Source organism: Bacillus sp. YP1, assembly GCF_000877815.1.
GTDB classification, from domain to species: Bacteria; Bacillota; Bacilli; order Bacillales; family Bacillaceae; genus Bacillus; species Bacillus subtilis.
In genome coordinates this window covers 2,253,013-2,270,158 of record NZ_CP010014.1, presented here as the reverse complement: position 1 = coordinate 2,270,158, position 17,146 = coordinate 2,253,013, and the positions used below count along the sequence as shown (strand labels likewise).

General features: G+C 38.3%; 22 protein-coding genes and 2 pseudogenes. 13 read left to right on the top strand and 11 right to left on the bottom strand.

All coding sequences use genetic code 11. The features are described 5' to 3' along the window. Positions 1-149 precede the first annotated feature (149 nt). Positions 150-629: a hypothetical protein gene (locus tag QF06_RS11125; protein WP_004399085.1), complete on the top strand. Its 480-nt coding sequence runs from the start codon at positions 150-152 to the stop codon at positions 627-629. A 15-nt stretch (positions 630-644) separates the two neighbouring features. After that, on the top strand, positions 645-1,007 hold the full coding sequence (locus tag QF06_RS11120) for a hypothetical protein (RefSeq protein ID WP_003229947.1): 363 nt from the start codon (positions 645-647) through the stop codon (positions 1,005-1,007). Here QF06_RS11120 and QF06_RS21820 read toward each other — a convergent pair. From QF06_RS21820 to rapE, 7 genes are all read right to left on the bottom strand, one after another. Beyond that, positions 1,004-1,150 carry a hypothetical protein gene (locus QF06_RS21820; RefSeq protein WP_009967791.1) on the bottom strand — a complete coding sequence of 49 codons (147 nt, stop codon included), beginning with the start codon at positions 1,148-1,150 and terminating at the stop codon, positions 1,004-1,006. The genes QF06_RS11120 and QF06_RS21820 overlap by 4 nt on opposite strands. A 117-nt stretch (positions 1,151-1,267) precedes the next feature. Next, the gene (gene yqcF / locus QF06_RS11115) at positions 1,268-1,846 is read right to left on the bottom strand and encodes a type VII secretion system immunity protein YqcF (protein WP_009967790.1); all 579 of its coding nucleotides are present in this window, start codon (positions 1,844-1,846) and stop codon (positions 1,268-1,270) included. Between the two features lie 14 nt (positions 1,847-1,860). Then, a complete protein-coding gene (gene yqcG, locus QF06_RS11110) occupies positions 1,861-3,456 on the bottom strand; it encodes an LXG family T7SS effector endonuclease toxin YqcG (RefSeq protein ID WP_004399034.1) in 1,596 nt (531 codons plus the stop codon). A gap of 115 nt (positions 3,457-3,571) precedes the next feature. Beyond that, positions 3,572-3,862, bottom strand: a complete 291-nt coding sequence (locus tag QF06_RS22345) for a CDI toxin immunity protein (RefSeq protein ID WP_418910793.1) — start codon at positions 3,860-3,862, stop codon at positions 3,572-3,574. Then, positions 3,826-3,984, bottom strand: coding sequence for a CDI toxin immunity protein (locus QF06_RS21265; RefSeq protein ID WP_003245945.1), 159 nt, complete (start codon positions 3,982-3,984; stop codon positions 3,826-3,828). The genes QF06_RS22345 and QF06_RS21265 overlap by 37 nt, the downstream gene beginning before the upstream one ends. A 109-nt stretch (positions 3,985-4,093) precedes the next feature. After that, positions 4,094-4,228: a phosphatase RapE inhibitor PhrE gene (phrE, locus tag QF06_RS11105; protein ID WP_004398770.1), complete on the bottom strand. Its 135-nt coding sequence runs from the start codon at positions 4,226-4,228 to the stop codon at positions 4,094-4,096. Then, positions 4,218-5,345: a response regulator aspartate phosphatase RapE gene (gene rapE, locus QF06_RS11100; RefSeq protein WP_004398842.1), complete on the bottom strand. Its 1,128-nt coding sequence runs from the start codon at positions 5,343-5,345 to the stop codon at positions 4,218-4,220. Before rapE ends, phrE begins: the two co-directional genes overlap by 11 nt. Before the next feature lie 442 nt (positions 5,346-5,787). Between rapE and QF06_RS11095 the strand changes: the two genes are divergently transcribed. The 7 genes and pseudogenes from QF06_RS11095 (at position 5,788) to spoIVCA (ending at position 11,185) form a co-directional block, all read left to right on the top strand. Continuing rightward, the gene (locus QF06_RS11095; RefSeq protein ID WP_017696291.1) at positions 5,788-6,552 is read left to right on the top strand and encodes a YqcI/YcgG family protein; all 765 of its coding nucleotides are present in this window, start codon (positions 5,788-5,790) and stop codon (positions 6,550-6,552) included. Positions 6,553-6,923: 371 nt separating this feature from the next. After that, positions 6,924-7,241 (top strand): arsenical resistance operon transcriptional regulator ArsR, encoded by a 318-nt coding sequence (gene arsR / locus QF06_RS11090; protein ID WP_029318103.1) that lies wholly within the window; start codon positions 6,924-6,926, stop codon positions 7,239-7,241. Positions 7,242-7,299: 58 nt separating this feature from the next. Next, positions 7,300-7,740: an ArsI/CadI family heavy metal resistance metalloenzyme gene (locus tag QF06_RS11085; RefSeq protein ID WP_032722151.1), complete on the top strand. Its 441-nt coding sequence runs from the start codon at positions 7,300-7,302 to the stop codon at positions 7,738-7,740. A gap of 22 nt (positions 7,741-7,762) precedes the next feature. Beyond that, positions 7,763-8,803, top strand: a complete 1,041-nt coding sequence (acr3, locus tag QF06_RS11080; RefSeq protein WP_032722149.1) for an arsenite efflux transporter Acr3 — start codon at positions 7,763-7,765, stop codon at positions 8,801-8,803. Positions 8,804-8,814: 11 nt separating this feature from the next. Next, entirely contained in the window at positions 8,815-9,234 is a 420-nt protein-coding gene (locus QF06_RS11075) for a thioredoxin-dependent arsenate reductase (protein ID WP_004398596.1), read from the top strand. Positions 9,235-9,588: 354 nt separating this feature from the next. Then, positions 9,589-9,767 (top strand): annotated as a pseudogene (locus tag QF06_RS22130) (hypothetical protein). Next, positions 9,725-11,185, top strand: a complete 1,461-nt coding sequence (spoIVCA, locus tag QF06_RS11070; protein WP_223257626.1) for a site-specific DNA recombinase SpoIVCA — start codon at positions 9,725-9,727, stop codon at positions 11,183-11,185. The pseudogene QF06_RS22130 and the gene spoIVCA overlap by 43 nt, the downstream one beginning before the upstream one ends. Positions 11,186-11,212: 27 nt before the next feature. Here the strand turns inward: spoIVCA and QF06_RS11065 are convergent. Then, positions 11,213-11,563: pseudogene (locus QF06_RS11065) on the bottom strand (sigma-70 family RNA polymerase sigma factor); the annotation flags it as partial. Between the two features lie 195 nt (positions 11,564-11,758). On the opposite strand from QF06_RS11065, the gene nucB reads away from it, so the two are divergent. After that, a complete protein-coding gene (nucB, locus tag QF06_RS11060; protein ID WP_009967785.1) occupies positions 11,759-12,169 on the top strand; it encodes a sporulation-specific Dnase NucB in 411 nt (136 codons plus the stop codon). A gap of 32 nt (positions 12,170-12,201) precedes the next feature. On the opposite strand, the gene QF06_RS11055 is transcribed toward nucB, so the two are convergent. Beyond that, positions 12,202-12,924 carry a YqeB family protein gene (locus tag QF06_RS11055; protein WP_032726205.1) on the bottom strand — a complete coding sequence of 241 codons (723 nt, stop codon included), beginning with the start codon at positions 12,922-12,924 and terminating at the stop codon, positions 12,202-12,204. A gap of 251 nt (positions 12,925-13,175) precedes the next feature. Here QF06_RS11055 and gnd point away from each other — a divergent pair, with 251 nt between their 5' ends. Next, a complete protein-coding gene (gene gnd / locus QF06_RS11050) occupies positions 13,176-14,069 on the top strand; it encodes a phosphogluconate dehydrogenase (NAD(+)-dependent, decarboxylating) (RefSeq protein WP_041850033.1) in 894 nt (297 codons plus the stop codon). Positions 14,070-14,088: 19 nt separating this feature from the next. Here the strand turns inward: gnd and QF06_RS11045 are convergent, their stop codons facing one another. Further along, positions 14,089-14,715, bottom strand: coding sequence for a TVP38/TMEM64 family protein (locus QF06_RS11045; protein ID WP_041850032.1), 627 nt, complete (start codon positions 14,713-14,715; stop codon positions 14,089-14,091). 186 nt (positions 14,716-14,901) lie between these two features. Here QF06_RS11045 and cwlH point away from each other — a divergent pair, with 186 nt between their 5' ends. Then, positions 14,902-15,654, top strand: coding sequence for an N-acetylmuramoyl-L-alanine amidase CwlH (gene cwlH, locus QF06_RS11040; protein WP_021480067.1), 753 nt, complete (start codon positions 14,902-14,904; stop codon positions 15,652-15,654). Between the two features lie 251 nt (positions 15,655-15,905). Next, the gene (locus QF06_RS11035; protein ID WP_003229964.1) at positions 15,906-16,637 is read left to right on the top strand and encodes an SGNH/GDSL hydrolase family protein; all 732 of its coding nucleotides are present in this window, start codon (positions 15,906-15,908) and stop codon (positions 16,635-16,637) included. A gap of 304 nt (positions 16,638-16,941) precedes the next feature. Here QF06_RS11035 and QF06_RS11030 read toward each other — a convergent pair whose 3' ends face one another. Further along, complete coding sequence (locus QF06_RS11030; protein WP_003226124.1) at positions 16,942-17,082, bottom strand: sporulation histidine kinase inhibitor Sda; 141 nt, start codon at positions 17,080-17,082, stop codon at positions 16,942-16,944. Positions 17,083-17,146: the final 64 nt, after the last annotated feature.

Here is a 17,146-nt window from a genome sequence, read left to right as displayed (position 1 = left end):
GAGTATCTTTCTCAAGGAGATACTTATGTTTATTTTGTTACAGATAGTTCAAAATTATTCTAATATTTGAGTAAAAAGTATTATTTTTCTAGTCTGAACATAATGTTATCATTTACATGTAAATAATTTAAAAGAAAGGGATTGATTTCATGTTTAAGAAATTACTTTTAGCAACATCTGCATTAACATTCTCTTTATCATTAGTTCTTCCGTTGGATGGACATGCCAAAGCTCAAGAGGTAACATTACAGGCACAGCAGGAAGTCACTTATCAAACTCCCGTTAAACTATCCGAATTACCAACTAATACAACTGAACAATCTGGTGAATTTCACACAAATGGTATTAAAAAATGGATTGCTAAAGAAGCAATGAAGGCAACAGCCAGTGCGCTTCGACATGGTGGGAGAATTGTTGGTGAGGTAGTCGATGAGTTAGGTGGATCAGCAGGAAAAACATTCGCAAAACATACTGATGATGTAGCAGATGCTTTGGACGAGTTAGTTAAACGAGGTGACGTTGTGGAGGACGCAATTATTGACACGGTTTCCTCATATCTAATTGATGCTGGTGTAAAATCTTCTACAGCTAGAACTATTGCAAGTGTATTTACTTTCTTAGCTTTTTAATTGAGGTGATTTGAATTGGTAACAGTAGAAGAAAGGCTTGACAACCTAGAAAAAAAAGTCGAGAAGCAGGCTTTTCAACTAAGGTTAGTCCAACAATTAGCAGCTGATTATGATCGGTTTGGCTTATTTGATCAAGTTTTGGCCTATGATTTAAGTGAAAAACAGTATCAAGAATTAAGAGAGTTAACGAGCCAGTACACTGATAAGATTAAAAATGGCGAAGAGGTCTCTCTTCATAACTTTACTGAAGAATTTAAAAGAATTTTGAAAGATATTGAAAAAGAAGTGGATTTCGAAAAGTTTATTTCTCTCTGGTTAAAGGGACCAGAAGAAGGTTTTGGATTTTCTAAAGCTTTACATAACCATTTCTTTAATTAAAGATAAGGACCAGCCACATAATAAGCTGGTCTTTCTTTATTTTCCCTCAAGTTCGAACTCCTATGAACAGAATACCAGGTATCTATCCTTCCAAATATATTGTTATTAGCTTGAGGGTTTGTGTGTTTTTCTTCATTAATCATAGAATTCTCCTTACCTCAGTCATTTTCTTCTATTATTTGCAGCTGATTTCAAATTAAATAAAATAAGCCCTTCTCATTGAGAGGGGCTTATAAAGTGACTCTTCTTTATTAAAGTCATTAAACAACAGATTCTCTCTTTATATCAAAAATATCAATCTGTTTTGATTCCAGAAGATCTTGTAAATAATCTGAGCCGTGTTTTTCAGCTACTTGCAATTCTCCTTCGGATATAGGTAAAGCCATTAGCCAAGTAACATTTTTGTTACTAAATTCAAGTAGTTCTAAATCTTCCTCCCATAAAAATGGGGGAACGAACATAATATGTTTCATGTCGGTTTCCTGATCATACATACTAATCACATTTTTAAAAATAACACCTGGTGCACAAGTGAAATTTGAGTTGATTATATTAAAGGCACAAGTTGATAAAACATTAGCATATATGTCTGAAGCTGACTCCATTGCAGCTACGATTTCTATCCGCAACGGAGTGCCATTCACCTCATAATTAATAGAATGATCCGACAAACCTAGAGTTGAATATGACGTGATACCTTCCTGAGGCTGGTCACTAACCGATAAAATATCTATGCTGCTATTCTTGTTATCATCCCAATATTTCGTAACCTTCGGTTTCCCCCCAAAAGCTCCTAAAACTGTTCTAGCAATTACTTTATTTTCTTGTGTTACGCCCATTAGACAATCTCTCCTTAATCTCCAAAGTAATCATCCGTCATATCTTCCCCTTTATGACTCCTATTGGAGGAAGGTAATTCGGGTTGATAGTGGTCTGGATTATTATGTTCATCTAAAAATTGCTTTCGACTAATATTTCTTTCCATCGCACTTTGTTGATGTTTTCTAAATTCATAACCTGGTTTATGACCCATATCCCATGGTTCATCTTTTTTCATTACTTGTTTTGTTAACGGGTCTTTAACAGATCCGGTTGAATCCTTAGCATTTTCCCAAACCTTATCTCTAACGCCTTTACGGAAATAAGTTGGTCTTTTGTACGTTTTAGGAACTTTAGGTTTTTTGCTGGTGTTAGTCGATGCTTCGCTAACTCGAGAACTTGATTTTGCATTAAGCTTTTTGTTAATTCCGCGAGCTCCGAAAGGAACCAACATTGCCATTGCACCACTAAGGCTCTGTTCTTGCCTCTCTTTGGAGACTTTATTCCCGAACATATCGCGTCCTGTTATAGCTTCACTAAAACCATTTGCAGAAGCAAGTCCATAAAGTCCTTTGCTGGAGTTTTGAAGGGCATGGAATGTCTTAGGTGTTTTATATACATCGAGAGCTTTGTCTGCTCTATACAATGCTTTACTTGTTGAATAAACAGCTTTTCCACCTTTAGCTAATTTACCTGCCCATCCTACGATAGGGATGTATCCTGCCGCAGCCATTGCACCGGCAGCGACCCGTTGTCCAGCAGTTAGCTTTTCGCCGGTAACAGGATCAACCCCATCAGCGGCTCTTTTATAATCATAATATCCAGAGACCTCTCCTGTAAAATTACAAACAGCATCCCAAGACTTTTCATACCATGGTCTGTTCGCCAGTTCTTCTTGTTCTTTTGCAATTCTTCTTTGTTCCGCCTGTTGGTCCTTAAAAGAGATGTAGTCTGTTGATTGTTTCTTTACATCCTCAGTCATCTTGTGAATCTCACTGTCTCTATAAGCCTTCGCATTATAGTGAATAGGAGAGGCGCTTTTGCCTTTTGCTGTCGCATTCATTAAAGCTTGATAATCAGCTTGAATCATTTGTTCATTTGCTTCTGATAGTCCGTATTCTGATGTTAAGTTTTGGTCAACTTCATCCATTTTCTCAATGGCTTCTTTTCGTTTCTTTTCGGCAGACGAAAGTTCATTTTTAAAAGTTTCTGTCGAGAACAGATCCAAAGGCAGTATATCGTTGATATCATTTAATATATCTTTCATGGCTTTTTTCTGTTCAGACATAATGGATTTTGATTTGGTGTAGGCGTTAGCAAGCTCATGCGCTAAAAAGGTTTCTTCTATGTAGGCATCTGATAAGTTGGCATCTTCTAAAAAACCAGGAATACTCGTTAAGAAAGAAATTTTCATCTCAATTAAATCAATCCATTGGTCAGCAATGCCAGCTTGATCTTCATAAAATGATTTAATGTTATTAGCGCCTTTGCCTGAAAACTCGCTATCATCTAAATCTGCAACAGCTTTGAACGCTTTCTTTAATTTGACCATTTTACTTTTTAAATCTTTGTATTCCTGTGCTCGCTTTTCAGCCTCGGTGAGCAAGGTTTTGGCTTCAAATACTTTCATGATCATATCCTTTCATTTAATCGTCATAACAAAATATTACCATGGAAGAATGATGAAACTAACTGTTATGTGGATCAAATGGTGGAAATGAATCATTCGATCTGTGTCATTTTACCTATTTGTTAATCCTTTCAATGAAAGGGGACTTTCCAATTGTAACATCGCCATCATGAAAAAATTCGATAACGTAGCCAGATTCACTAAACATAAAAGTATCCGATCCAACGGCAGTTACATCATCAATTACGTTTAATGCATGCTCAAGACTGGTTTTTAATGCTGGCTGTTCTCCGTAACCCCAAAGAATAATAATGTTCCTATCTTTAAAATGGTGTTTAGCTAGCCAATCGTAAATCTCTTCCTCGTAATCTATAGATTGATGACAACAAACTTCTTCCCACTTGATTCGTCCCCAAGATGTAAGGGAAAACTGTTTGAAAGCAGTTCATAATATTTTGCCGTTAATTCTTCTGATAAGATTTCTTTGTTTTTCCCTAGAGCTTCTAAGCATTCATCAAATAAGTCCAAAATGTTCACCTCAAAAGCTTTAAGTATGATAGATTTTTTCAGTATTAGAAATAAGAAAAAGCCGTTATGAAACGGCTAAAGGGAATCAGAACTAATGTTGTTTATCGAATTAAACAAGGAATTCATGAGTAGGTGCGAGAGTTACATTCCGGGATGCTTCCTTCATTTCGCCATTATACATAGATCCGAAAAAGGCAAGTCCAATTAAAACGGCGGATAAACTGATAAACAATTTAGATTTCATACATGCATTCCCCTTTCGATATTTGCTTTTGAGCATATACCATCTTCTTGAAACAGATGATACTATCCTCTATTTTTCCATTATAATCGAAAAGGTTGCCTCCTAACAATGCCAGCTCTTCCAGATAAGGGTATCCTTTGCCGTTCTCTAAACGAGAAAAAATGTTGAGAAGTTTAGGTGTATCGCCATTTCTTATATAAAGAACGTCTAATGCTTCAAATAAGTTCATAAATAGTTCGTCTTTAAAATCTACAGCACTTCTGATTCCTTTGCGGAAGCAATCCATTGCTTGTTCTTTTTTGCCTTGTTTAAAATAAATCAACGCTAGGTCATGATAAGCTTGCGGAAGTACGTCAGAGTTAATTTTTCTGTATTGAACCAAGGCTTGTTCGATGTAACGAGCAGCCTTATTTAAGTTGTCCATTTTGTGATAGCAATTGCCGAGATTGAAAAACGCAGTGGCATAGATATGAGTATTTTTACTTTTAAGCAGCTCGGCACCTTTTAAAGCTTCTTGAAGGTGGGGGAGAGCTTTTTCATGATTTTCAAGGTCATCGTAGTTACCGGCAATGACAAAATGGCACTGAATACGACGAACAGAGTAAAGCTCGTGTTTCTTATAAATGTTGTATGAAAGCTCAGCGTAATGCATCGAAATGTGTGTCATTTTCATATGATAATAGACTTCAGACAGTTTAAAATAAAACTCAGCTTTTTCAATCTTGTCGGAGATTGTAGGAATTTTGCGTTCAGCTTTTTTGTAATATGTAATGGCTCTTGTGTATTCACCGTTTCTAAACTCATACATCCCGCGGAAGAAGTTATAATAATATGCCCGCATATTGTCTAATTTTTTCTTATGGCCCTCAATTTTATTTAAATATTCTGAAAGTTCCATTCGGTTTTCATCAGATGGCAGCGTGTATTCCAACATAATTTTATGGCGAAAGGCCATTAGTTGATAATAAATAAGCAAGTCTTGATCTTCTTCCATAACCTCTATATCACGTTCTATTTCAGCTTTTAACATTTCAGCATCAGTTACGTTGAATTTTTGAATATGCCTATGCCATTCATTAATCTTCATTCCCACTTCAGCTGATGTGATTGATATCAAGATATTCACCCTTCCCTTAACTCTACTAGTACTGTAAATATTAACAAGTTTTCGTTCGCAGAAAAAGGAAATAGGGCACCGCAATTTAAATTTTCGGTGAGACCGCAATAACTTTTTGCTTTAGAGAGTTATGAAATTCCCTCCTGGGAGTACCATGACTTGGCATCAAAAAACAGGGAATTTCGGTCATTCTTGTGATAGTTTAAAATTGAAAACATCCAGAAAGTCCAGCGTTAGTCGTTTTGAGGGCTGAGTGTGCATGTACAGCTAAACGCAGAACTGATTCTGGATTTTTCTTGATAAGAAAATTACTTACCTACCCACTAAAACTTAACCAATTAATTAATTAATATTCATTTGGATATATGAAAAAGTAATTAGACATTCACCGCCTTCTTGCTCCCGCAATACATTATGATAAATGCCTTTGGAGGTGGATTTTTTGACTGAGTTATATGCCAAAAGTGATCTTGAAAAAATTAAAGAAACGTTACCTGATTGGCAAATGAAGTCGTTTAACTACTTAACGGAAAAAATAGGCGATAAAGAAAATAAATTTCCTTGTATACCGGGAAGGGTAGCATTTTTAAGCGACCAGCTGCGGATTGCTTTTGTCGGTGATCCTAGGAATCCTAGAACTGCGAAGGAATTAGCGCCGTTGCTTACTCGGTATGGAACTATTTCACGAGAGACAGGAAAGTATGCATCATTAACTATAATATTTCATACACCAGAAGACTTGCTTAGTGATTACAAAATTGAGGATTACGAATCGTTGTTTTGGCAGTTTCTAAATTCATTGAGCATGGAAGATCCAGCTGATTGGCCAGATTATATACCAGAAAATCCAGAGCACTTTCAATGGGAATACTGTTTTAATGGAGAACCATATTTTGTTCTGTGTGCTACACCAGCTCACAGCAAAAGAAAAAGCAGAAGTTTTCCTTATTTTATGTTGACGTTTCAGCCTAGATGGGTTTTTGAGGATCTAAATGATACTACTGCATTTGGACGAAATATGAGTAAGCAAATTCGAAAAAGGCTTGAGGCATATGATGAAGTACCTATCCATCCGCATTTAGGATGGTATGGAAAAAAAGACAATCTGGAGTGGAAACAGTACTTCTTGCGAGATGATGAAAATCAAGTGTCACAATGCCCTTTTATGAAAATGAAGAACTTATTCAAAAAGAAAAGGTCTGATTAAATTGTTTAAAACCTTATGTGGAAGGATGGATTGAATGGCTTATATCTTCACATAAGGTTTTAATTGATGATAAATCTGTGTGCTCTGACTAAATACGTATTATCTCGAATTATTATCGATTCTACATATTCACAAAAATTATTTAATGTTTTTTTCTTGAAATTAGAAATTAGCGTTTATGATCTCCGTTGCTGTAGTAGCAAAGTAGCGATGGAGGAAATAATAAAAATGGAAAACCTCTATCTGGTTACACAAGCTTTTAGCGGGTTTTACAATTAATCAAAATAAATTGATTTATTTGCTTGCATTAATTTAAAAATCATGAGTATAATAAATACATCAAAAAAAATTGATTAAAGAAGGCGATATGAATGGATGAGACGAAATCAGAACTGCTACGGAAATATGAACAAAAATTTAAGGCTCTTGCTGATCAGAAACGATTAGAGATCATGTATGAACTTTGTCAAAGGGGAAAAACCTGTGTTTGTGATCTGACTGAGATTTTTGAGGTGACGCAATCTAAACTTTCTTATCATCTAAAAATTTTATTGGATGCCAACTTAATAACGAAAGAGACAAAGGGAACATGGAGTTATTATGATCTAAATGATGAGGAAGTAAATGGTTTATTATCAGAAGAGCTTTGTTGTGTATTTAGAAAAAAAGGTGAAGGAGATTGTTGCTAAAAAAAATTTAGGCATTAAATCAATTTTTTTTGATTAATAGATAAGAGGGGGAATTAAAATGAAATATGTTCATGTAGGGATTAACGTTGTCAACTTAGAGAATTCGATCAGTTTTTATGAAAAAGTTTTTGGAGTAAAGGCTGTAAAAGTAAAAACAGACTATGCAAAGTTTTTATTAGAGACTCCTGGACTGAACTTCACTTTAAATGTCGCAGATGAGGTGAAGGGAAATCAAGTGAATCATTTTGGATTCCAAGTAGATAGTTTGGAAGAAGTTTTGAAACACAAGGAAAGGCTTGAAAAAGAAGGGTTTTTTGCACGTGAGGAAATGGATACGACTTGTTGTTATGCAGTCCAAGATAAATTTTGGATTACTGATCCAGATGGAAACGAGTGGGAATTTTTCTATACCAAATCGAATAGCGAGATTCAAAAACAAGATTCTTCCTCTTGTTGTGTAGCACCACCAAGTGATAGTACAACGAACTCTTGCTGTTAGTAAAAAAGGTGAGGATAAAGTAATGAAACGTTTATCTTTTTTAGACCGTTATTTAACCATCTGGATTTTTCTTGCGATGGCATTGGGGATAGGATTAGGTTTTATATTTCCGAGTTTTGTTGGTAGATTAAACAAATTCCAAGTAGGAACTACATCTATCCCTTTAGCTATTGGATTAGTATTAATGATGTATCCACCACTAGCAAAGGTTCGATATGAAGAAATTGGACGGGTATTTAAAGATATTAAAGTGTTAATTTTATCTTTAGTGCAAAACTGGATCATCGGACCGACTCTCATGTTTATTTTGGCTATCATCTTTTTGCCAGATAAACCGGAGTATATGATTGGGCTTATTATGATTGGATTAGCTCGCTGTATTGCGATGGTTATTGTTTGGAATGACTTATCAAAAGGTGATACGGAATACGCGGCAGGATTAGTTGCCTTCAACTCAATTTTCCAAATGCTTTTTTTCTCAGTTTATGCTTACATTTTTGTAACAGTTATTCCGCAATGGTTAGGGATGGAAGGAGCAGTAGTGAATATTACGATGGCAGAAGTCGCAAAATCAGTATTCATTTACCTTGGAGTTCCTTTTATTGCAGGAATGGTGACACGTTATATTTTTGTAAAAGTGAAGGGCAAAGAATGGTATGAAAAAGTGTTCATTCCTAAGATTAGTCCAATTACGTTAATTGCTTTGCTATTTACAATTATCGTCATGTTTTCCTTAAAAGGTGATGTAATTGTTAGCTTGCCGTTAGATGTTGTCCGAGTTGCGATTCCATTATTGATTTACTTTGTTTTAATGTTCTTTGTTTCCTTCTTTTTAGGGAAGAAAATCGGGGCAAACTATGCTGTAACTACTACTTTAGCTTTTACAGCAGGAAGCAATAACTTTGAATTAGCGATTGCTGTAGCTGTTGGTGTATTTGGAATTCATTCGGGTGCAGCATTTGCCGCCGTAATTGGTCCGCTTGTAGAAGTGCCAGTCATGATAGCACTTGTTAAGGTTGCTTTATGGTTTCAACGAAAATACTTTGGAAGTCACTCGATGTAGAGGTGGAATATATGGAGAATAAAATCATTTACTTTTTATGTACAGGGAACTCTTGCCGGAGCCAAATGGCTGAAGGATGGGCTAAACAATATTTAGGTGATGAGTGGAAAGTGTATAGCGCGGGGATAGAAGCACATGGATTAAATCCGAATGCTGTTAAAGCGATGAAGGAAGTTGGTATAGATATCTCTAATCAAACGTCAGATATAATCGATTCTGATATTCTGAACAATGCTGATTTAGTTGTTACGCTTTGTGGAGATGCTGCTGATAAATGCCCGATGACGCCTCCACATGTAAAACGTGAGCATTGGGGTTTTGATGATCCGGCAAGAGCACAAGGGACAGAAGAAGAAAAATGGGCGTTTTTCCAAAGAGTTCGTGATGAAATAGGGAATAGGTTGAAGGAATTTGCTGAAACAGGGAAATAAATAAACTCTTTTGTTAAAGGATGCATATTTATATGTGTCCTTTTTTTATTAATGTCTAGCTATACGAACTTGACACCAGTGAAATGTCATTAACTATCTAACAATGAAAAACACTACTCCATTGTACTCTCAAATAATAATAAATCATTGAAAACTATAATAAGCGAATGTTGAGGCATAGAAAATAAAATCTTTTCTATTGAGGACCTAAAGGAGTGTAGAAAAGTCACAACAACTTTTTTTAAATTTTTTGCATATTCATTGAAACGTTTAATAACACTATAGTTTAATTTAAAATCTCCTCATTTGGACAAACAGCTGTTACATAGCATTACCCAAGGGGTGATGCATTTTATGAAAGTGATAATCATCGAGGGACCGCAAGCTGACAAATGCATTAACGATTGCTATCATTATTTAATAAAACTTTATAGGAAGGAGATTCAGGGTGATAGCAATATATGTAAGGGTATCGACCGAGGAACAAGCGATCAAGGGATCGAGCATCGACAGCCAAATCGAGGCCTGTATAAAGAAAGCAGGGACTAAAGATGTGCTGAAGTATGCAGATGAAGGATTTTCAGGAGAGCTTTTAGAACGTCCGGCTTTGAATCGCTTGAGGGAGGATGCAAGCAAGGGACTTATAAGTCAAGTCATTTGTTACGATCCTGACCGTCTTTCTCGGAAATTAATGAATCAGCTAATCATTGATGACGAATTGCGAAAGCGAAACATACCTTTGATTTTTGTAAATGGTGAATACGCCAATTCTCCAGAAGGTCAATTGTTTTTCGCAATGCGCGGGGCAATCTCAGAATTTGAAAAAGCCAAAATCAAAGAACGGACATCAAGCGGCCGACTTCAAAAAATGAAAAAAGGCATGATCATTAAAGATTCTAAACTATATGGCTATAAATTTGTTAAAGAGAAAAGAACTCTTGAGATATTAGAAGAGGAAGCAAAAATCATTCGGATGATTTTTAACTATTTCACCGATCATAAAAGCCCTTTTTTCGGCAGAGTAAATGGTATTGCTCTACATTTAACTCAGATGGGGGTTAAAACAAAAAAAGGCGCCAAAGTATGGCACAGGCAGGTTGTTCGGCAAATATTAATGAACTCTTCCTATAAGGGTGAACATAGACAGTATAAATATGATACAGAGGGTTCCTATGTTTCAAAGCAGGCAGGGAACAAATCTATAATTAAAATAAGGCCTGAAGAAGAACAAATCACTGTGACAATTCCAGCAATTGTTCCAGCTGAACAATGGGATTATGCTCAAGAACTCTTAGGTCAAAGTAAAAGAAAACACTTGAGTATCAGCCCTCACAATTACTTGTTATCGGGTTTGGTTAGATGCGGAAAATGCGGAAATACCATGACAGGGAAGAAAAGAAAATCACATGGTAAAGACTACTATGTATATACTTGCCGGAAAAATTATTCTGGCGCAAAGGACCGCGGCTGCGGAAAAGAAATGTCTGAGAATAAATTGAACCGGCATGTATGGGGTGAAATTTTTAAATTCATCACAAATCCTCAAAAGTATGTTTCTTTTAAAGAGGCTGAACAATCAAATCACCTGTCTGATGAATTAGAACTTATTGAAAAAGAGATAGAGAAAACAAAAAAAGGCCGCAAGCGTCTTTTAACGCTAATCAGCCTAAGCGATGACGATGATTTAGACATAGATGAAATCAAAGCACAAATTATTGAACTGCAAAAAAAGCAAAATCAGCTTACTGAAAAGTGTAACGAAATCCAGTCAAAAATGAAAGTCCTAGATGATACGAGCTCAAGTGAAAATGCTCTAAAAAGAGCCATCGACTATTTTCAATCAATCGGTGCAGATAACTTAACTCTTGAAGATAAAAAAACAATTGTTAACTTTATCGTGAAAGAAGTTACCATTGTGGATTCTGACACCATATATATTGAAACGTATTAAAGAGGGGTGTATGCACCCCCCTTTTGTAATTACAATCTCATTTTCAATACACCTCGCAGCATACGTCGCCAGCTTTGTCCCTTTACCAGCGGAATAGCTTTCAATTCCTTTTATCAGCCCGATCGTTCCGATGGAGATTAAGTCCTCTGCATCCTCACCTGTATTTTCGAACTTTTTCACAATATGGGCGACCAAGCGAAGATTATGCTCAATCAGCATGTTTCTGGCATGTTCATCCCCTTTAGCCATGAGCTCTAAGTATTTTTTTTCTTCGCTGCTTGAGAGCGGTTGTGGAAAGGCATTGTTTTTCACGTAAGATACTAAAAAGACAAGCTCTTTAACAACAAAGCCGAGCGCTGCGAAAACACCTGTCACCATCGTCACCTCCACAAAAGTATGTAGGCAAAAGCCTATATGTAAATGTATGTGACCTGGAGGCTGTCTGTGTCTGTACCGGGAAATTTCTCGCGGGGGTGTCCGGCTTTTGTAAGCAGCATACTAACTTCAAATGTTAAAAATAATCTTTATCAAGCGCCCATACATTGAAATGAACAAAGGTATGGGGGGATGGGAATGAAAAAATGGATGGCAGGCCTGTTTCTTGCTGCAGCAGTTCTTCTTTGTTTAATGGTTCCGCAACAGATCCAAGGCGCATCTTCGTATGACAAAGTGTTATATTTTCCGCTGTCTCGTTATCCGGAAACCGGCAGTCATATTAGAGATGCAATTGCAGAGGGACATCCAGATATTTGTACCATTGACAGAGATGGAGCAGACAAAAGGCGGGAGGAATCTTTAAAGGGAATCCCGACCAAGCCGGGCTATGACCGGGATGAGTGGCCGATGGCGGTCTGCGAGGAAGGCGGCGCAGGGGCTGATGTCCGATATGTGACGCCTTCTGATAATCGCGGCGCCGGCTCGTGGGTAGGGAATCAAATGAGCAGCTATCCTGACGGTACCAGAGTGCTGTTTATTGTGCAGTAGTAAAGAAGAGGCTCTTTCTTGAGCCTCTGTTGTTACAATCCTTCGCCGTGCTGAATTTTCGGGGGATAGGTTTCTGCTTTTCGCCAATATTGGCGTGTGCCTTCGTCCCGTACAACGATGCCCAGCTGTGCCAGTTCGAGACGGAATTCTTCAATATCGTCTTTTTCTTCGTCCTGCAGCGCTTTATGACGAGCTTTTAATAAGGCATGGGCGCCTTGCGATAGGTCTGGTGCATCAGGAATCCATCGGCGAAATTGATCTTTAAACGGATCACCATCTGTTGCCCATTCGTAATGATGCTGTCTAAAGGCCTTCTCAACGTTTACTGGTTTTTCATCAATTTCTTCCCGTACCAATTCATATCCGGCTGTTCCCAGGAGGACAAGCCGTTTGTGATCCATAAATACAAGAGCGATGTCATCGGAATGAATTGTTTGCACTTTTTTTCCTTTGATGAATTCCACTGTGTGATCTGTAATTTTGACAGACAGCAGCATTGCAATAACAGAATGAGCGAACCAAATCCCCGCACACATACCGAGAAGAGCAGTGATAAATGCAGCTGTAGATCCCTGAAAAGAGGTAATGAGCCGAAGCGGTCCTTCAAGAGGGATCCAGGGGAGGGATAATGCCCATTTCGCAATCTGCGGGATAAAATACCCGATTGCAAAACCGATGATTGCAAGTGCAGCGTATAAAAAGAATACAGCGGTTTTCGTAACTCCAATAAGAGTATGAGATTGATTCTGCAACATGTCACCTTCTTTTTACTGAAAAAATCGAATTCCTTCCCATATTTTAACTTAAACTGATGGTAAATCAAGGATAAAGCGATAATTATGGATATAAAGAGATTCAGTAATAGAACTGGCAGGCGCCGTCGGTTATGAAAAATAAAATTTACATGCGCAGACGATGTAAGCCCCATTTGTTTTCTGCGTATCACAATACAATCCAAAGGGAACATAAAGAGTAAAGGCTTTTTAGACAATCAGGAGGAACAGATATGAAAATCGGATTAATCGGCTTAGGGAAAATGGGCATAAACATAGGAAAGCAATTCATTGACCGCAATCATCAAGCGGTAGGATATGATGTAAATCAAGCGGCTGTTGATGAACTGAAAGCATACGGGGCTGAGGGGACAACGAATCTTAAAGAGTTAATTTCTTTATTAGACCCGCCGCGTATCCTATGGGTTATGGTACCGCATGGCATTGTCGATGCTGTTTTGCGTGATGTATCACCTTTATTAAGTAAAGGCGATATGATTATCGAAGCTGGAAACTCTCATTATAAAGAATCAATTCGCCGCTACAATCAAATGAAAGAAGCGGGTATTCACTATCTCGATGCCGGAACGTCGGGCGGAATGGAAGGCGCACGGCATGGAGCCTGTTTTATGGTGGGGGGCGATCATGAAGCATGGGAGATTGTGGAACCGCTTTTTTGTGATACCGCCGTCGAAAATGGTTATCTATACGCTGGTGAAGCGGGAAGCGGACATTTTTTAAAAATGATCCATAATGGAATTGAGTATGGAATGATGGCCGCGATTGGTGAAGGATTTGAAGTGCTTGAAAACAGCCAATTTGATTTTGACTATGAGAAGGTTGCCAGAGTGTGGAATCATGGTTCTGTCATTCGTTCTTGGCTTATGGGACTGACTGAGCGAGCTTTCTCTAAGGATGCGAAACTGGATCAGATCAAGGGCATTATGCATTCCTCAGGTGAAGGAAAATGGACGGTGGAAACCGCGCTTGATCTGCAGACGGCAACTCCGGTCATCGCCATGTCACTGATGATGAGATACCGTTCTTTAACAGACGATACGTTTACAGGAAAGGTGGTCGCTGCGCTTCGAAATGAATTTGGAGGCCATGCGACAGAAAAAAAGTAAGGGGGCCAAACAAACCTCCTTATTTTTTTGGCATCTTCAGAAGATGAGGGAACTTTTTATAAATGACCACCATGATGATCAGAATATATGCACCGTAAATGCTGATAGACAATAATTTATTGCTGGTGAAGTTGGCGCCTGCAATAGTGACAACAACAATATTGGGGATTTTCCCTATTAAAGACGCAAAGAAAAAAACATGCCAGCGAACTTGGCTCAGCCCGCAGATCACGTTCATTACAAGTGAAGGTATGACAGGTATCAGCCTTCCTAATAAAACAGCGGTAAAAGCGTTTTTGTTGAAGGAAGCCTCGTAGCTCTGTATGGCAGGATAGGCCTGAACTTTTTTTCTGGCCCAATCTCTAAAACTGTACCTGGCGAGAAAAAACAGCAATATAGTACCAAGCATTGAGCCGGTCAGTGTAATCCAAATTCCATTTGCAGTCCCGAACACTGCGCCATTTAAAGCAGCAACCAAAGCAAACGGCACTATTGGGAAAAAAACATCGGCAGCAATCAGCAGCATACTAAATAAAACGGAAAACATCCCTCCTGCTTTGATTGCATCAAGCCAAGCTTCTTTCTGAAAAAAACCGACTGCAATGATAGCGATAATCACAAGTATACCTATTACTTTTTTTAACATGTCTATGGTCACTCCCAACTTAGGTGATGTCAGGAGCCAAAACCTCCGTCATCTAAATTAGTATAACTGGTGCCATTTCAGCGGTTCAACTGAAAACCAGGTTGAGAACACAATTCTTTTTTACTTCATAAAAAAGGCTGTCCATCTCTCTGTTTTCTGCATTCTTAATAATAGGGAGGGATAGAAATGGTAACCATAAAAAAGGATTTTATACCGGTATCAAATGATAATCGTCCTGGCTATGCGATGACGCCTGCTTATATTACGGTGCATAATACAGCGAATACAGCAAAAGGCGCTGATGCGAAAATGCACGCCAAGTTTGTGAAAAACCCGAACACATCCGAAAGCTGGCATTTTACAGTTGACGATTCAGTCATTTATCAGCATCTCCCGATAGATGAAAACGGCTGGCATGCGGGAGACGGTACAAACGGGACAGGAAACCGCAAATCGATCGGGATTGAAATCTGTGAAAATGCTGACGGCGATTTTGAAAAAGCAACATCAAATGCCCAGTGGCTGATCAGAAAGCTGATGAAGGAAAACAATATTCCGTTAAATCGTGTTGTTCCCCACAAAAAATGGTCCGGGAAAGAATGTCCGCGGAAACTCTTGGACCACTGGAACTCTTTTCTAAACGGAATTTCTTCCTCGGATACACCTCCAAAAGAATCTTCACCATCATATCCTCTGCCGTCTGGGGTTATAAAGCTCACTTCGCCTTATCGAAAGGGCACAAACATTCTCCAGCTGCAAAAGGCTTTAGCTGCACTTCACTTTTACCCTGATAAGGGAGCCAAAAACAATGGCATAGATGGAGTTTACGGACCGAAAACAGCGAATGCCGTCAAGCGTTTTCAACTCATGAACGGATTAACTGCAGACGGGATTTATGGGCCAAAAACAAAGGCCAAGCTTAAATCGAAGTTAAAGTAAATGCAGGATTTAACGGATAACCTGTTTCCAGTGCGGATTCAGGTTATTTTCTTTTCTTTGGTTTGTGTGTTTTTCAGATTGGAAAGAAGGGAATTTTAAAAAATCATCAGCTGCGCCGCAATGAAAGCAGAATGATATTCACTGAGGGGGACACGTTAACTATAGGAAAAAACAGTGATAGCGAAAAACTCTTCATTGAACGAAGAGAAACAGAGGTATAACATTAAAGTGAGGCTTTTGGGGGTGTAAAGATGAAACATTTTATCATCCTTTTCCTTCTGCTGTTCGTTACGGCAGGATGCGAGGGAAGGGGATACGAAGACGTTGTAGCATTTGGTGACAGTAATACGCGTGGCTCAAATTGGGATTATCGCGATTATCCAAAAGCACAGCAGTGGGTCAATATATTAAAAACAGCTGAGCGCGGTAACCTTGATATACTCAATGCGGGAATCGGCGGACAGACGACAGAGGATGCCCGTCTCCGATTTCAGACAGATGTGCTGGATCAAAAACCGAAGTATTTGTTTATTATGTTCGGCACCAATGACGCTGCCATACTGACTGAAGGGAAACCGAGAGTGTCGAAGCAGCGTTTTAGAGAAAATCTGGTTTATTTTATTGAAGAAAGCAGAAAACACGGGATCAAGCCTATCTTAATGACGTGTATCCCAATTATAGAAGGTAATGGGAAGCATCATCTGTTTTACTATTCCAGATACCAAGCAGCTGCTTTTGAACCAAAAGGCGGAGCAAGGAAATGGCACAACTCATATAACGATATTACAAGAGATGTGTCGAAGCGCCTGGATGTCCCTCTTGTAGATAACTGGAAGCATTTTATAGAAGCAGACGGCGGAAAAGCAACTGATGAAGCGCTTATCCAATCTGGTTTAATAGATCCTTCTGGAAATCATATGACACCTAAAGGGGCAAGGATCGTATATGAAGGAATACAAGATGGGCAGATCCTGCAGCGTTGAGCCGGACAACCGCCTAGTCCGATTTATTTCTCCTACATAGGCTGTTATAAAACCTTATTAAGGAGGCGCTTCACATGTATGGCGCAGGCAGAGCATATGGATACGCTTTTATTGTTGTTTTAGTTGTTGTTCTCCTGGTTGTGGGCGGGATATACTGGTTAGCATAATAACCGGCCCTTTAAAACACCTCTTTTTAGGGGTGTTTTTTGCTGAAAATAGTAGTAAAGCGCGCAGCCAAAGTGATATAATATCAGTCATCTGAGTAAAAAAGGAAATACGCCCGGAAAAAATAGACAAATTCCTATTAAGAAGATACGGAAATAATATGTCCGAGCGATCTTCTTTTTATTTCGTTTTCAATTAACTCGATAAAGTCACGGTTTAAATTCATTTCGGTGGCTTTGAAATAAGATTCTATTAGTAATTCATCAGACAGTTTTCTCATGCTAGGAACCCAATTAATGGGAGAGGCACCTCCTTAAAAGTTGGAATCATTCATGATTTTAACG

Excerpts from the sequence above, each read along its gene's own strand:
- QF06_RS11125 (WP_004399085.1), top strand. The coding sequence starts at position 150 with ATGTTTAAGAAATTACTTTTAGCAACATCTGCATTAACATTCTCTTTA.
- QF06_RS21820 (WP_009967791.1), bottom strand. The coding sequence starts at position 1,150 with ATGATTAATGAAGAAAAACACACAAACCCTCAAGCTAATAACAATATA.
- yqcF (WP_009967790.1), bottom strand. The coding sequence starts at position 1,846 with ATGGGCGTAACACAAGAAAATAAAGTAATTGCTAGAACAGTTTTAGGA.
- yqcG (WP_004399034.1), bottom strand. The coding sequence starts at position 3,456 with ATGAAAGTATTTGAAGCCAAAACCTTGCTCACCGAGGCTGAAAAGCGA.
- phrE (WP_004398770.1), bottom strand. The coding sequence starts at position 4,228 with ATGAAATCTAAATTGTTTATCAGTTTATCCGCCGTTTTAATTGGACTT.
- arsR (WP_029318103.1), top strand. The coding sequence starts at position 6,924 with ATGGATGAGACGAAATCAGAACTGCTACGGAAATATGAACAAAAATTT.
- QF06_RS11085 (WP_032722151.1), top strand. The coding sequence starts at position 7,300 with ATGAAATATGTTCATGTAGGGATTAACGTTGTCAACTTAGAGAATTCG.
- acr3 (WP_032722149.1), top strand. The coding sequence starts at position 7,763 with ATGAAACGTTTATCTTTTTTAGACCGTTATTTAACCATCTGGATTTTT.
- QF06_RS11075 (WP_004398596.1), top strand. The coding sequence starts at position 8,815 with ATGGAGAATAAAATCATTTACTTTTTATGTACAGGGAACTCTTGCCGG.
- nucB (WP_009967785.1), top strand. The coding sequence starts at position 11,759 with ATGAAAAAATGGATGGCAGGCCTGTTTCTTGCTGCAGCAGTTCTTCTT.
- QF06_RS11055 (WP_032726205.1), bottom strand. The coding sequence starts at position 12,924 with ATGTTGCAGAATCAATCTCATACTCTTATTGGAGTTACGAAAACCGCT.
- gnd (WP_041850033.1), top strand. The coding sequence starts at position 13,176 with ATGAAAATCGGATTAATCGGCTTAGGGAAAATGGGCATAAACATAGGA.
- QF06_RS11045 (WP_041850032.1), bottom strand. The coding sequence starts at position 14,715 with ATGTTAAAAAAAGTAATAGGTATACTTGTGATTATCGCTATCATTGCA.
- cwlH (WP_021480067.1), top strand. The coding sequence starts at position 14,902 with ATGGTAACCATAAAAAAGGATTTTATACCGGTATCAAATGATAATCGT.
- QF06_RS11035 (WP_003229964.1), top strand. The coding sequence starts at position 15,906 with ATGAAACATTTTATCATCCTTTTCCTTCTGCTGTTCGTTACGGCAGGA.
- QF06_RS11030 (WP_003226124.1), bottom strand. The coding sequence starts at position 17,082 with ATGAGAAAACTGTCTGATGAATTACTAATAGAATCTTATTTCAAAGCC.